At 72.7% G+C, this 14,009-nt stretch carries 10 protein-coding genes; 4 read left to right on the top strand and 6 right to left on the bottom strand.

Translation table 11 applies throughout. The annotated features are described in order from the left end of the window. Window positions 1–41 precede the first annotated feature (41 nt). Window positions 42–1,706, top strand: a complete 1,665-nt coding sequence (locus ACIBI9_RS37260) for a VanW family protein (protein WP_397229272.1) — start codon at window positions 42–44, stop codon at window positions 1,704–1,706. A gap of 253 nt (window positions 1,707–1,959) precedes the next feature. Here the strand turns inward: ACIBI9_RS37260 and ACIBI9_RS37255 are convergent, their stop codons facing one another. Further along, window positions 1,960–2,577 (bottom strand): DUF305 domain-containing protein, encoded by a 618-nt coding sequence (locus ACIBI9_RS37255; protein ID WP_397229270.1) that lies wholly within the window; start codon window positions 2,575–2,577, stop codon window positions 1,960–1,962. Window positions 2,578–2,752: 175 nt separating this feature from the next. On the opposite strand from ACIBI9_RS37255, the gene ACIBI9_RS37250 reads away from it, so the two are divergent. Then, entirely contained in the window at window positions 2,753–3,031 is a 279-nt protein-coding gene (locus ACIBI9_RS37250) for a GlsB/YeaQ/YmgE family stress response membrane protein (protein WP_397229268.1), read from the top strand. An 18-nt stretch (window positions 3,032–3,049) separates the two neighbouring features. On the opposite strand, the gene ACIBI9_RS37245 is transcribed toward ACIBI9_RS37250, so the two are convergent. Then, window positions 3,050–3,811, bottom strand: coding sequence for an ion transporter (locus ACIBI9_RS37245; protein ID WP_397229266.1), 762 nt, complete (start codon window positions 3,809–3,811; stop codon window positions 3,050–3,052). Between the two features lie 145 nt (window positions 3,812–3,956). On the opposite strand from ACIBI9_RS37245, the gene ACIBI9_RS37240 reads away from it, so the two are divergent. Continuing rightward, window positions 3,957–4,931 carry a GlxA family transcriptional regulator gene (locus tag ACIBI9_RS37240; RefSeq protein ID WP_397229264.1) on the top strand — a complete coding sequence of 325 codons (975 nt, stop codon included), beginning with the start codon at window positions 3,957–3,959 and terminating at the stop codon, window positions 4,929–4,931. Between the two features lie 51 nt (window positions 4,932–4,982). Here ACIBI9_RS37240 and ppk2 read toward each other — a convergent pair whose 3' ends face one another. Further along, window positions 4,983–5,777 carry a polyphosphate kinase 2 gene (gene ppk2 / locus ACIBI9_RS37235; protein ID WP_397229262.1) on the bottom strand — a complete coding sequence of 265 codons (795 nt, stop codon included), beginning with the start codon at window positions 5,775–5,777 and terminating at the stop codon, window positions 4,983–4,985. Window positions 5,778–5,851: 74 nt separating this feature from the next. On the opposite strand from ppk2, the gene sulP reads away from it, so the two are divergent. Continuing rightward, window positions 5,852–7,516, top strand: a complete 1,665-nt coding sequence (gene sulP / locus ACIBI9_RS37230; RefSeq protein ID WP_397229260.1) for a sulfate permease — start codon at window positions 5,852–5,854, stop codon at window positions 7,514–7,516. Between the two features lie 9 nt (window positions 7,517–7,525). On the opposite strand, the gene ACIBI9_RS37225 is transcribed toward sulP, so the two are convergent. From ACIBI9_RS37225 to ACIBI9_RS37215, 3 genes are all read right to left on the bottom strand, one after another. Beyond that, window positions 7,526–10,585 carry an AfsR/SARP family transcriptional regulator gene (locus ACIBI9_RS37225; RefSeq protein WP_397229258.1) on the bottom strand — a complete coding sequence of 1,020 codons (3,060 nt, stop codon included), beginning with the start codon at window positions 10,583–10,585 and terminating at the stop codon, window positions 7,526–7,528. Window positions 10,586–10,857: 272 nt separating this feature from the next. After that, a complete protein-coding gene (locus tag ACIBI9_RS37220; protein ID WP_397229256.1) occupies window positions 10,858–11,088 on the bottom strand; it encodes a TetR/AcrR family transcriptional regulator in 231 nt (76 codons plus the stop codon). Between the two features lie 38 nt (window positions 11,089–11,126). Next, window positions 11,127–13,994 (bottom strand): AfsR/SARP family transcriptional regulator, encoded by a 2,868-nt coding sequence (locus tag ACIBI9_RS37215; protein ID WP_397229254.1) that lies wholly within the window; start codon window positions 13,992–13,994, stop codon window positions 11,127–11,129. Window positions 13,995–14,009: the final 15 nt, after the last annotated feature.

Genomic DNA, 14,009 nt, shown 5'->3' with positions numbered 1-14,009 from the left:
GGCGGCCCGCACCCGGGCCTCATGCACACCTTGGTGCCGTCGTGAGCGCCCGTCGCTCGCGGCGCGTGCTCATCATCACCGCCGCCGTCGTCCTGGTCGCGGTGCTCGGCTACGCCGTGCCCGCCATCTCGCTCGCCGGCAAGGTCCCCCCGGGCACGCGCGTGGACGGCGTGGACATCGGCGGGCTGGCGCCCGAGAGCGCCCGCTCGCACCTCGACCGGCAGCTGGCCCAGCGCGTACGGCAGCCGATGACGCTGGTCGCGGGCGGCAAGCGGGTCCAGCTCACGCCCGCCGAGCTGGGGCTGGACTTCGACGCCCGGGCCACGATCGAGGCCGCGATGGCCGGGGCCGCCACCCCGGCCGGCATCGCCCGCTCCCTCTTCGGCAGCCGGCAGCTCCCGCCCCGGGTCCTCGTGGACGAGCAGCGGCTGGCCTCCGGGCTCGCCGACCTGGCCAAGAGCGTGGACACCAAGCCGGTGCAGGGCGGCGTCCGGTACCAGGGGCTGGAGCCGCGCACGGTCCTGCCCAAGCCCGGACGCACGCTGGACCGCGACGGGGCGGCCCAGGCGGTGCGGGCGGCCTTCGCGGCCGGGCGCAGATCCGTCGAGCTGAAGCTGCAGGTGACGCCTCCCGCTCTCACCGCCGCCCAGGTCAAGGAGGTCGCCGCCTCCACCGCGCGCACCGCGATCGCGTCCCCGCTCACGCTGGCCAGCGGCGGCAAGCAGGCCACCGTGTCCAGGGAGCAGCTGGCCGCCGGTCTCCGCTTCGTCGCCGACGGCAAGGGCGGCCTGCGCCCGTCGTACGACGCCGGCAAGATCTCCGCGGACATGGCCAAGTCGCTGCTGATCACGCCCCCCAAGGACGCCTCCTTCACGATCGTCAAGGGCAAGCCGAAGGTCGTCCCCTCCCGGGCCGGCCACGGCGCCGACATCAAGAAGCTCGGCCCGGCCATCGCCGAGGCCGTGGCGGCGGGCAGCCGCCGCGTCGACCTGCCCGCCACGGCGCGGCAGCCCCGGGTGACCACGGCCGAGGCGGCGAAGCTCGGCGTCACGGAGCAGGTCAGCTCGTTCACCACGCAGTACCCGTGCTGCGCGCCCCGCGTGACCAACATCCACACCATCGCCGACATCGTGGACGGCTACGTGGTGCAGCCCGGTGAGACGTTCTCCCTCAACGACGTGGTCGGCAAGCGCGACAAGGCCCGCGGCTTCGTCGAGGCGCCGATGATCCTCAACAACCGGTTCGTCAACGACGTCGGCGGCGGGGTCTCCCAGTTCGCCACCACCATGTTCAACGCCGTCTTCTTCGGCGGCTTCCAGGACGTCCAGCACCGGGCCCACCAGTACTACATCACCCGCTACCCGGCCGGGCGCGAGTCCACGGTCTCCTACCCCCAGCCGGACTTCCGCTGGCGCAACGACTCCCGCTACGGCGTGCTGATCAAGACCTCGTACACGAACACCTCGGTCACCGTGCAGTTCTGGAGCACCAAGCGCTATGACATCGAGTCGCAGAGCTCGGACCGCTACAACGTCAAGCCGATCGAGACCCTCACCGAGAAGGGGGCCGACTGCATCCCCATGAGCGGGGCGGAGGGCTTCGCCATCGACGTGTGGCGCATCTTCAAGAAGGACGGCAAGGTGATGCGCAAGCAACGCTTCCACACCGTCTACGACCCCGAGCCCCGCCTCACCTGCGAGAAGTGACCCCCCAACGGCCGCACCCGCGCGGCGTCGGCCCAGCGGCGGGCCGTGAGGTCACCGGAGGAGGGCGTTGAGGCCGCCGTAGTCGAGGCCGTCGGCGGGGCGCCGGGTCCGGCCATCACGTTCAGCGGCATCCGTGCCGCAGGCTCAGGTCTCGCCATATCCGGACATGTCGTCGTGCGCCCCGAAAAGCGTTCCCCGCCCGGGCGCGAGGCCGGCCGGCCCCGTGACCTCCCGCCCGGTCGAGACCCTCGCGTCATGGAATCCGGGCGACAAGTTTCTTCATCTGCGTCACCTGGGCCTGCTGTACCTTCATGATGCGGTCGGCCAGCTTCTTCGCCTTCGAACTCTTCCCGTGCTTCCGCTCGACCCGCGCCATGGCGACCGCCTCCTCGTGATGATCGATCATCATCGTGAGGAACTCCTTGTCGAAGACCGAGCCCCGGGAGTCCAGGAGTGTCTTGACGTTCGCGTCGGATATGCCGGCCGGCGCCTCGTGTCCCACCTCGCTGATCGGCGTGGTCTTGCCCCACTCCTTCAACCAGCCCTGCAGGGTCTCGATCTCCGGCTGCTGCCCGGACTTGATCTTCTCCGCCAGTTCTTTGGTCTCCTCGTATGTGGTCCGCGCCGTGGCCAGCTCGGCCATCTGGATGGCTTCCTGGTGGTGCGCGATCATCATCTGCGCGAACATCACGTCGGCGTCGTCGAAAGCGACTTTCGACTGAGCGCTCGCCGTCGCGACCGGCGCGGCTCCGGACATCATGGTCGTGTCCCGCCTCACCGGACTACTGCCGCAGGCGGCGAGGACGAACGCCCCCACCGCCAAGGACGTGGCCAGTGAGACGCCGTGCACTGCCGCTGGTTTTGTGGTCATCGCCGCTGAACCCCCCGATTTCAGCACGTCAGCCCAAGCCGTCTACGCGGGGCTGACCTGGCCATATGTTCCCCGCGAGCGCCCGCGACATGCCCCCGCGTGAGCGGCAGGAACCGGCCCCGGAGCGCGTTCGTTGTGCGGGGCAGACGGACCACCGAGCGTCGGGGAGTTCAGCATGGCGATCACCGGCATCATTTCCGGACTCATCATCGGCATCGTGATCGGCGCCCTCGGGCGGCTGGTCATCCCGGGGCGGCAGCGCATCCCCATCTGGCTCACGATCGCGATCGGCGTCGTCGCGGCGCTCATCGGCACCGCGATCGCCACCGTTCTGGGCGTCGCCGACACCGGCGGCGTCGACTGGATCGAGCTCGCCATCCAGGTCGCCCTGGCGGCCCTCGGCGTCTCGTTGACGGTCGGCCTCTACGGCGGCAAGCAGCGGCGGAGAAGGTAGCGGCGGCAGGAAGGCCGATCAGGGGCCCTTGCCGGTCGCGGGCACAGGCTCGCGCGTCAGGAGCTGGTCGAGCTTGGCGTTGACCGCCGCCAGCTCCTGCTTCACCTCTTCCAGCTCCGACTGCGCGCGGGTCTCCGCCGGGGACGGCTCCGTCTCGTGCATGGCGTTGACCACCACCGCGATGAACAGGTTCAGCGCGACGAAGGTGGACATCAGGATGTAGACGATGAAGAAGACCCACGCCCACGGCTTGTGCTCCATCACCTCCTGCGCGACGTTGCCCCAGTCGTCGCCGGTCATGATCTGGAACAGGGTGAACAGCGAGCGCGGCAGGTCGGCGAAGCGGTCGGGCACGAGCTCCCCGAACAGCTTCGTGGAGATCACCGCCGCAATGTAGATCATCAGCACCAGCAGGCCGATGATGGAGGCCATCCCGGGCAGCGCGGTCAGCAGCGCGCCCACCACGCGCCGCATGCTGGGCACCGCCGAGACCAGCCGCAGCGCCCGCAGGATGCGCAGCGAACGCAGCACCGACGTGGGCCCGGAGGCCGGGACGAGCGCGATGGCCACGATGGCGGCGTCGAACCAGTTCCACGGGTCGGCGAAGAACGACGTGCGGTAGGCGTACAGGCGGGCGGCGATCTCGACCGCGAAGATCGCCAGCGCGATCCGGTCGACGGCGTGCAGCAGCCCGCCGGCCTGCTCCATCAGGTACGCGCTCGTCTCGCATCCGATGGTGATCGCGTTGACGACGATCACGGCGATGACGGCCCGCTGCACGAGCTTGCTCTCCAGGACGGCACGAACGCGTTCTGGCCCTGACAACTTCTACCGCCCCCAGGTGACGACCACAATTGATGATCATCGTAGTGGGCCGGAGGTCCGGGGATCGCCGTGGCGAGCGGCGCACCCGTACGATGTGGCCATGGTGGCACGGCTGATCGTCATGATCGGTTACGACGGCATCGAGCTCGTTGACGTGGCGTCCGTGACGACCGGGTTCGACCACGCCAACCAGCAGGGCGCCGACCCGGCGTACGAGGTCGTGTTCGCGACGCCGATGGGCCGGCCCGTGCGCTGCGACTCCGGGCTCGAGCTGTCCGCGCAGCACCGGATCGACGGGATGGACGGCCCGATCGACACCCTGGTCATCTCCGGCGGGCGGGGACACGCGGCCGCCGCCGCCAATCCCCGGTTCGTCAGCCAGGTCCTGCGGCTCGCCGGTCTGTCGCGGCGGGTGGCGTCGGTGTGCACCGGGGCGAGCGTGCTGGCCGCCGCCGGGCTGCTCGACCACCGCCGGGCCACCACGCACTGGCACTACGCGGGGCAGCTCGCCGCGCGCTACCCGCGGGTCAACGTCGACCCGGCGCCGATCTTCATCCGGGACGGCGCGGTCGCGACGTCGGGCGGGGTCACCGCCGCCCTCGACCTCACGCTGGCCTTCATCGAGGAGGACCACGGGGCCGAGCTCGCCCGCCGCGTGGCCATGGGCATGGTCGCCTACCTGAAGCGCCCCGGCAACCAGGCGCAGGTGAGCCTGTTCAACCGGATCCCGCGCTCCGACCAGGCCCTGGTCCGGCGGGTCGTCGACCACGTGATCAGCAACCTCGACGGCGATCTGAGCGTCCCGCGGCTGGCCGCGCTCGCCGGGGTGAGCGAGCGGCATCTGAGCAGGCTGTTCGTCGAGCACGTCGGCCGGACCCCGTCGCGGCTGGTCCGTGACGCGCGGCTGGAGGCGGCCTCCCAGCTGCTCACCGGATCGCGCGAGCCGGTCGCGGCCATCGCCCGCCGGTGCGGGTTCACCTCGGCCGAGTCCTTACGGCAGGCATTCGTGGCGTGGGCCGGCGTCTCGCCGTCGCGGTTCCGTTCCAGGGCGGCCGGGCGCGAACCCGGCCCCTGATCGGTCAGGTGCCCGCACGGCGATGCTCATCGGGAGGGAGCGCCCCGCGGGTCAGGCGAGCTCCCCGGTCACGTCCGGGACCGGCGTCTCCACCCGCGGCAGTCTCCGGTAGCCGCTGGGGCCGGGCCGCGGCGGGATCTCCAGCGGCGGCCGCCGCACCTCCCCGTACGGGATCGTGGACAGCAGGTGGGAGATCATGTTGATCCTGGCCCGCCGCTTGTCCTCGCTCTCCACCTCGTACCACGGCGCCTCGGGGATGTGGGTGTGGATCATCATCTCGTCCTTGGCCCGCGAATACTCCTCCCACCGCGTGATCGACTCCAGGTCCATCTCCGACAGCTTCCACCGCCGCATCGGATCCTCCAGCCGCGACCGGAACCGCCGCTCCTGCTCGTCGTCGCTCACCGAGAACCAGTACTTGCGCAGCAGGATCCCGTCCTCCACCAGCAACCGCTCGAAGATCGGGCACTGGTGCAGGAAGCGGGTGTACTCCTCCTGCGTGCAGAACCCCATGACCCGCTCCACCCCGGCCCGGTTGTACCAGCTCCGGTCGAACAGCACGATCTGCCCAGCCGCCGGCAGGTGCTCCACGTACCGCTGGAAGTACCACTGCGTCCGCTCCCGCTCGGTGGGCGCGGGCAGCGCCGCGATCCTGGCCACGCGCGGGTTGAGGTATTCGGCGACCCGCTTGATCGTGCCCCCTTTGCCCGCCGCGTCCCTCCCTTCGAAGATCACGACGACCCGTTGGCCCTCCGCCTTCACCCACTCCTGCAGCTTCACCAGCTCACCCTGCAACTGGAACAGCCGCTTCTCATAAAACTTGCGCCGCAACCTGTCAGAGCTCATGGCCTTCAGACTCCTTCCACCGGTCAAGGCGCGTGATGCTGGCGCCCGCGTGCCATCATGCGCCATCCTCGGGCGTGATCCGTTTTCTGCCCGGCCTGGCCACCCTGACCGCCTACCGGCGCGAATGGCTGCGTGGCGACCTGCTCGCCGGGCTGACCGTCGCCGCCTACCTCGTCCCCCAGGTCATGGCCTACGCGACCGTGGCCGGGCTGCCGCCGGTGACCGGGCTGTGGGCCATCCTGGCCCCGCTGGCCCTGTACGCCCTGCTGGGCTCCTCCCGCCAGCTGTCGGTCGGGCCCGAGTCGACCACCGCGCTGATGACCGCCACCGCCATCGGCCCTCTGGCCGCCGGGGACCCGGCCGGATACGCCTCCCTTGCCGCCTCGCTGGCCCTGATCGTCGGGCTGCTCTGCCTGGGCTGCCGGCTGCTGCGGCTGGGCTTCGTCGCGGACCTGCTGTCCAGGCCGATCCTGGTCGGCTACCTCGCCGGCGTGGCCGTCATCATGGTCGCCGGCCAGCTCGGCAAGCTCATCGGCGCCCCGGTGACGGGCGAGTCCCTCATCGAGCAGGTGACGTCGTTCGTCCGCCTGCTGCCCCACGCCCATCCTGCCACCGTCGTCATGGCCGCCGCCGTGCTGGCCTTCCTGTTCCTGCTGCAGTGGCGGCTGCCCGCGGCCCCGGCGCCCCTGCTCGCGGTGCTGCTGGCCACGCTGAGCGTGACGGTGTTCCACCTGGAGGCCCAGGGCGTCAAGGTGGTCGGCGAGATCCCCGCCGGGCTGCCCGCCCCCTCGCTGCCCCCGCTGGAGAACCTGCTGCTGCCCGCCGTCGGCGTCTTCCTCGTCGGCTACAGCGACAACATGCTGACCGCCCGCTCCTTCGCCGCCCGCCACCACCAGGACGTCGACGCCAACCAGGAGCTCCTCGCGCTGGGCGCGGCCAACCTGGGCGCGGGCGCGCTGCACGGCTTCCCGGTCAGCAGCAGCGGCAGCCGTACTGCCCTCGCCGACGCGGCCGGCGCCCGCACCCAGCTGTACTCCCTCACCTGCCTGGCCGCCGTCGTCGCGGTGCTCATGTTCGCCGGGCCGCTGCTGGCCGACTTCCCCACCGCCGCCCTCGGCGCGATCGTCGTCTACGCCGCCACCCGGCTCGTCTCACTGCCCGACTTCGTGCGGCTGGCCCGCTTCCGCCGCACCGAGCTGATGCTCGCCCTCGGCGCCTTCGCCGGGGTCCTGATCTTCGACATCCTGTACGGCATCCTGCTCGCCGTGGCCCTGTCGGTCGCCGAGATGCTCGCCCGGGTGGCCCGCCCCCATGACGCGATCCTGGGCGTGGTGCCGGGCCTGGCGGGCATGCACGACATCGACGACTATCCGGCCGCCCGCACCATCCCCGGCCTGGTGATCTACCGCTACGACTCGCCGCTGTTCTTCGCCAACGCCCAGGACTTCCACCGCCGCGCCCTGGCCGCCGTCGACCAGCAGGACGACCCCGTCCACTGGTTCGTCCTGAACGTCGAGGCCAACGTCGAGGTGGACATCACCGCCCTGGACGCCGTCGACTCCCTGCGCCAGGAGCTGGAGCGGCGCGGCATCGTCTTCGCCATGGCCAGGGTCAAGCAGGACCTGCGCACGTACCTGGACGCCTACGGCCTGACCGCCGCGGTCGGCGAGCAGCGGCTCTTCCCCACGCTCCCGACCGCGGTCGCCGCCTACCGGCAGTGGGAGCGCGAAGCGCCCTGATCGCCGTGCTCATCGTGGGGAGGGGCCGAGCGCGCGGGGGGCGTCCACGGCGGCCAGCCTGAGTTGCAGGCGGGTGTGGAAGGACAGCGTGGAGACGAGCGTCTGGTGGCCGGCCCGCGGCATGGCGGTGCGGAACGCCTCGTGGAGCAGGTCGTCGGCGCCGGCGATGCACCTGATCTCGTGGCTGACGGTGAGGGCGCGCCGGAGGTAGCGCGTGGTCTCCGCGTTCCGCCCCGAGGCCAGGCTGGCGAACCCCATGGCGGTGAGCGCGAGGCTTTCGCTCCAGCGGTCGCCGATCTCGCGGGAGATGGTGAGCGCCTGGCACAGCGGGTGGGACGGGTCCCCGTACTCGCCGTCGATCAGCTGGCCGAGGCCGATCACGATGAGGGCCATGCCCTCCCCCCAACGGTCGCCGATCGCACGGGAGATCGTCAGGGCCCGGTAGAGAGGGCGGGTGGCTTCCGCGCCGCAGCCGCCGGTCAGCCGGGTGAAGCCGGTGGCGATGAGGGCCAGGCTCTCGCCCCACTGGTCGCCGATCTCGCGGGTGATGGCCAGCGCCCTCTTGAGGTGGACCATGCTCGCGCTGAGATGCCCGAGCTGGCGGTAGGCGTTGCCGATGCCGACGAGCGCGCGGCCCTGGCCGCACAGGTCGCCCGCCTCCCGGTAGCGGGCCAGGGAGCGCTGCTGCTGGCGCAGCGCCTCGGCGAAGTGGCCCGCGCGGTCGTGGATGAACCCCAGGTGGTTGCGCGTCTTGGCCTCGCCCCAGCCGTCGCCGCTCTCCTGGTCGAGGACGAGCGCCCGGCCGTGGTAGTCGAGTGCCTCGGAGAGGTGCCCGGCCCGCCAGTACGCGAAGCCGAGGTTCTTCATCGTCTCGGCCAGGACGCGGGGGTCACCGGTGTTCCGCGCGGCGTCGAGCGCCCGCAGATGCGTGTCGATCCAGTCGCGTACGTGCCCCCGGATGAGGAAGAACCGCCAGAGAGCGTGCGCCAGCCGCCAGGTGAAGTCGTCCCATCCGTGCTCGGCCGACAGCGCGACGGCCGCCACGAGGCCGGCCCGTTCCTCCTCCACCCACACCGGCGCGTCCTGCGGGCCGTCCAGCGCGGGCGGCTCGGCGGGGGTGCGGTCGGTCACGTCGGGGAAGCGTCTCCTGGTGGGTTCGACCAGGTCCGCGGCGCGGGTCGCGGTGTGGAGGTACCAGTTGAGCAGGCGACGGACGGCGGCCGTCCGTTCGGCCGCGCCGTCCGTGAGGGCGCTCTGCTCGGCGGCGTACGCGTGGAGCAGGTCGTGGAAGCGGTGCCGTTCCTGCCCGGGTCGCTCCAGCAGCGACCGGTCGGCCAGGACGTCGAGCAGCCGCCGCGCCTCGGCGACCGGGACGCCCGCCAGCGCGGCCGCCGCCCCCGGGCCGACGTCGGGGCCGGGATGCAGGCTCAGCAGCCGGAACATGCGCGCCGCCGGCGGCTCCAGCGCCAGATACGACCAGGAGAGCACCGCCCGCACACTCGCCTCGTGGTCGTCAGAGGTGACCAGCGCGTCCAGCCGGGTCCGCTGGGCCCGCACCTCCTCGGCCAGGCTGTGCAGCGGGCTGTGCGGGCGGTACATCGCGTGTTCGGCCGCGATCGTCAGCGCCAGCGGCAGGTGGACGCACGACCGAGCCAGCTCGGCGGCGGCCCACGGCTCGGCGCCGATCCGTTCCGGGCCGAGGATCGTGGCCAGCAGGGCGGTCGACTCGCCGGGCGAGAACTCGCCGAGAACCATGAGCCGCGCCCCCTCCCGTACGGCCAGGCCGCGCAGCTGGTTACGGCTGGTGACCAGCACGAACGAGCGCGAGCCCGGCAGCAGCGGACGCACCTGGGCCGCGTCGCGGGCGTTGTCGAGCAGCATCAGGACCCGCCGCCCGGCCAGCACGCTGCGCAGCAGCGCCGAGCGGGCGTCCGTCTCCGCGGGAACCCGCTGCCCGACCACGCCCAGCGCGTTGAGCAGCAGCTCCAGCGCGGCATGGGGCTCGACGGGCGTGCCAGGCCCGAAGCCGCGCAAATTGAGATAGAGCACGCCGTCGGGGAACCGGTCGACGACCGAGTGCGCCCAGTGCACGGCCAGCGCCGTCTTGCCCACTCCGCCCATCCCGCTGATGGCGGCGATCACGATCGGCGGCGACGCGTGCGCGTCCTCGCGGTCGAGGAGAGCGTCCAGGGCCGCCAACTCGCCGCGGCGTCCGGTGAAGGAGGCGAGGTCGGAGGGCAGCTGCTGGGGGCGTACCAGGCTCGGCGGAGAGTCGTGCTCCTCGACGAGCGGCTGAGCGGCCGGCGGGAGGTGGCCGTCATCGAGTGCGCGGGCGGGCTCGGCGTCGTCGGCCAGGATGGCGGAGTGCAGGCGGACCAGCTCCTGGCCGGGGTCGACGCCCAGCTCGTCGCGCAGGAGGGTGACGACGCTCCGGTAGGTCTCCAGCGCCTCCGCCCGGCGGCCGGACCGATGCAGCGCGATCAGGAGCTGCGCCCACAGCCGCTCGTGGAACGGATGCTCCGCGGTCGCCTCCTTGAGGACCTTGACCATCTCGTCGTCGCGGCCGAGCCGCAGGCCGAGCTGGAACCACCGGTCGACGACCCGCAGCCGCTCCTCCACGATCAGCGGCACCTCGTCACGGTGCAGCGACTCCGACGGAACGCCGGCCAGCACGGGGCCGCGCCACAGCCCCAGCGCGCGGCCGAGGAGATCCGCCTCACCGGCGGCGTCCGTGCCGACGCCGGCCCGCGCGACCAGATCCCGGAACCGCGACAGGTCCAGTGCCTCGGCCGGCAGGTGGATGACGTAGCCGTCGTTGGACGTGCGGATCAGCCGGTGGGACCCGTCACCGCCCGCGTCCTCCCCCAGCGCGCGCCGCAACCGCGCCACATGGGTGTACAACGCGCTGCGGGCGTTGTGGGGGACGGCGTCGGCCCAGACCCGCTCGATCAGCTCGTCCGGCGAGACGTTCTGGTTGGCGCGCAGGAGCAGCGTGGCGAGCACGATCCGCTGCTTGGCCGCCGGAAGGGAGATCGGCCGGCCGTCACGTAAGACTTCGAGCGGTCCCAAAATCCCGAACCGGAATCCGGCATCTGACCTTATATCCACATTCATCCTGACGTCGCGAAGTGATGGACGACAGCACGGGCGGGTGGGGAGGCGGCGTTTCCCCCGTCGCGCCTTGGATCTACATCCATCCTATGCGGGCCGTTCGGCTACGCGCGGCCACGATCAGAGCAGCCGCGAGCAGAGGTCCACCGCTTGGCCGTCCGTGAGGCGGCAGTCGCGGATCAGCTTGTGCCAGCTGTGGAAGGACAGGGCCAGCGCGATGGCCGCGCGGATCACGCGACGACGGGCCCCGTCGCCGATGGCGAACGCAGCCGGGCGGCCGGGGCGAGATCCGCGTCCTGGCGCCAGACGTGGGGCAGCGGATGGCCCGCGAAGTACCGCCCGCCGCACGCGGCCAGCAGCTCCTCCTCGCTGGGGAAGTGACGGTAGACCGTGGTGCGCCCGCCCCCTGCCCTGGCGGCGATGTCGTGGTACGACATGAATCGCGAATCGCCCGCTTCCACGAGCGTTCCTGTGAGCTGAACGGCACCCCCCTGCAGGCTCAAAGGTGGCGTTCGATGACGTCCGGCGTGCGGGGGGTGGCGCTCGCGTGGATGGCGAGCTGCTCGGCGGGCGAGATGAGGCCGAGGCGCCGCAGCATCTCCGCGGACTCGCGCCAGCACTCGCGTGCCTCGCCTGCCCGGCGCAGGTCGTGGTAGGCCCGGCCGAGCCCCCACAGGCGTTCGGCCTCGCCGTAGGAGCCGCTGTGCCCGCCCGTGCCGTCGAGCGCCAGCGCCTCCCGGTACCGCTCCACCGCCGTGCCCGGGTCTCCCGTGAGCCGGTGGGCCTCGGCCAGGTTCCCGATGGCGCCGGCCAGCGGCCGGAGGGCGTCGCCGGTCCGGAGGGCGGCCACGGCCTGGCGGTGGGCGTCGAATGCCGCGCCGAACCGCCCGGCGCGCTGGTGGGCCAGGCCGAGGTTCGTCAGCGTGACGCCTTCGTGGCGGCGGTCGGCATGGGCGCGATGCAGGCGCAGTGCCTCCAGGTGGCGCTCCACGGCCCGATCGGGCATCCCCATGCGCCGGCACACGGTCCCGGCGTGGTCGAGCACGACCGCCGCCCGCCGGGTGTCGCCGATGCGGCGGTAGTCGACGAGAGCCCGCTCGAAACACTGGTCCGCCTCCGCCAGGTAGCCCAGCTGGGACCTGGCGACGCCCAGGCCGGTGTAGGCGAACGCCTGGTGGGCCACGTTCCCCGTGCGTTCCGCGCTCTCCACGCCGAGCTGGGAGATCAGGAGCTCCTGGCGCCAGCGGCCGCGTACGTGGAGCGGGTAGCCGAGCGCGGCGACCAGCGCGACGGTCAGGTCGTCGTCCCGGCCGGCCGCCTGCCGTACGACGGTGACCATGTTGGCGGCCTCCGCGTCCACCCAGGCGTGCACGTCCCGCCGGCCGGTCAGGACCATCCTCCGGTCGCCGTCGGTCGCGGGCCCCAGGGTGGCGCGCCACCCGGCCGCGGGGTCGAGCAGCGACGTCGCGCAGCGCCCGGTCGCCAGGTAGCAGTGCAGGACCCGGCGCACGGCCGCGTCGACGGACTGGCCGGCGTCCCACGCCTGCGCGCACTCCCGGGCGTAGAGGCGGAGCAGGTCGTGCATGTGATACCGGCCGGGGCCGGGGGTGTCGAGCAGCCGGCACTCGACCAGGCTCTCCAGGAGCTCGTCGGCGCGGCCGGCGGACAGGCCGGCCAGGGCCGCGGCGGCCTCGGCGCCGACGTCCGCACAGCCGAGCGCGCCCAGCAGCCGGAACAGCCGCGCGGCCGCGCCGTCCCCGCCTGCCACGAGGTCCCGGTAGCTCGCCTCGAAGCCGGCCCGGACCGCCCGGCCGTCCACCCGCAGCTCGGCCAGCCGGCGCTGCTCGGTCGCGAGCCGGTCGCGCATCGCGGTCACGGTCCAGGCCGGCCGGGCGGCCAGGCGCGCGGCGACGATGGTCAGGGCCAGGGGCATGCCGCCGCAGAGGCGTACCACGTCGGCCACCGCCTGCGGCTCGGCCTCGATGCGCTCCGTGCCGACGAGCCGCGACAGCAGGAGGCCCGCGTCCTCGCCGGGCAGGACGCCGAGGTCGCGGTGGACGACCCCGCCGATGGGCGCGAGCAGGCGCCGGGACGTGATGACGACGCCGCAGCCGAGCCCGCCGGGGATGAGCAGGCGTACCTGGTCCGCGTCGCGGGCGTCGTCCAGGACGACCAGGATGCGCCTGGCGCTGGTGAGCGATCGGTAGCGGGCCCCGGCTTCCTCGGCCGAGGCCGGGACGGCAGGTTCCGCCACGCCCAGGGAACGCAGGAACCGCCGCAGCACCTCGGCGGGTCGCGGCGGCTCGCCGTCGAGGGTGGCGCCGCGCAGGTCCGCGTACAGCTGGCCGTCGGGGAAGTGCCCGGCGACGCGGTGGGCGACGTGGACGGCCAGCGCCGACTTGCCCACGCCGCCGGCGCCGGTGATCGCGACGATCGCCGGGTGCCGGGTGCCGGCCGTCATGTGATCGCGCAGGAACTCCACGTCGGCGGCCCGGCCGGTGAACGCGCCGTTGTCGGCGGGCAGCTCGGCGGGCCGCTCAACCGGCACGAAAGCGGGCGCGGCGGCGGGCCTCGGGGCGGCGTCGGCGGGCCGCCGCGGTGGCGGGTCGGGGGCGGGTTCGGGTGGTGCGGTGATGTCCCGGCGGGCCTGCTGGATCCTCGGGCCGGGGTCCAGGCCGAGCTCGCCCAGCAGATCACGCACCTTCCGGTACGTACGCAGCGCCTCCGACTGGCGTCCGGCCCGCGACAGGGCGACCATCAGCTGGGCCCAGAAGCGTTCGTGCGACGGGTGCGCGTCCACGGCCGCCTGCAGGTCCGGGATCACCTCGGCGGGCTCCCCCCGGCTGATCGACACCTCGAACCAGCGTTCCTGCGCCCGCAGCCGTTCCTCCTCCAGGATCGGCACGACGTCGCGGTGCAGGGACGCCGACGCGACGTCGGCGAGCACGGGCCCCCGCCACATCGCCAGGGCCTCGCGGAGCAGCCGCGTCTCCCGCGCGGCGTCGTCGCGCGTCCGCGCCTCGGCCGCCAGCTCCGTGAGCCGGCGGAACCGCAGGACGTCGAGCGTCTCCGGGGTGACCTGGATCGAATAGCCCAGGTCGTGCGTCCTGATCAGCTCCCGGCCGCCACGCAAGGTGCGTCTCAGCCGGGCCATGTGCGTGTACAGGGAGGCGAACGGGTTGGCGGGCGGTTCGCTCCCCCAGATCCGCTCGATCAGCTCGTCCCTGGTGACCAGGTGATTGGCCTGGAGCAGCAGGGCGGCCAGCGCGACCCGCTGCTTGGCGGCCGCGACGGTGACCGGGCTCCCCCGCCTGACGACCTCCAGCTGGCCGAGCACGCGGAAACGCGGCTCGTCGTCGAGTTCCATGGCTGCCCTTTCTCG

This window comes from Nonomuraea sp. NPDC050451 (assembly GCF_044458585.1).
Note: the sequence above shows the minus strand (reverse complement) of the source record. Positions and strands in the feature narration are given on the sequence as shown.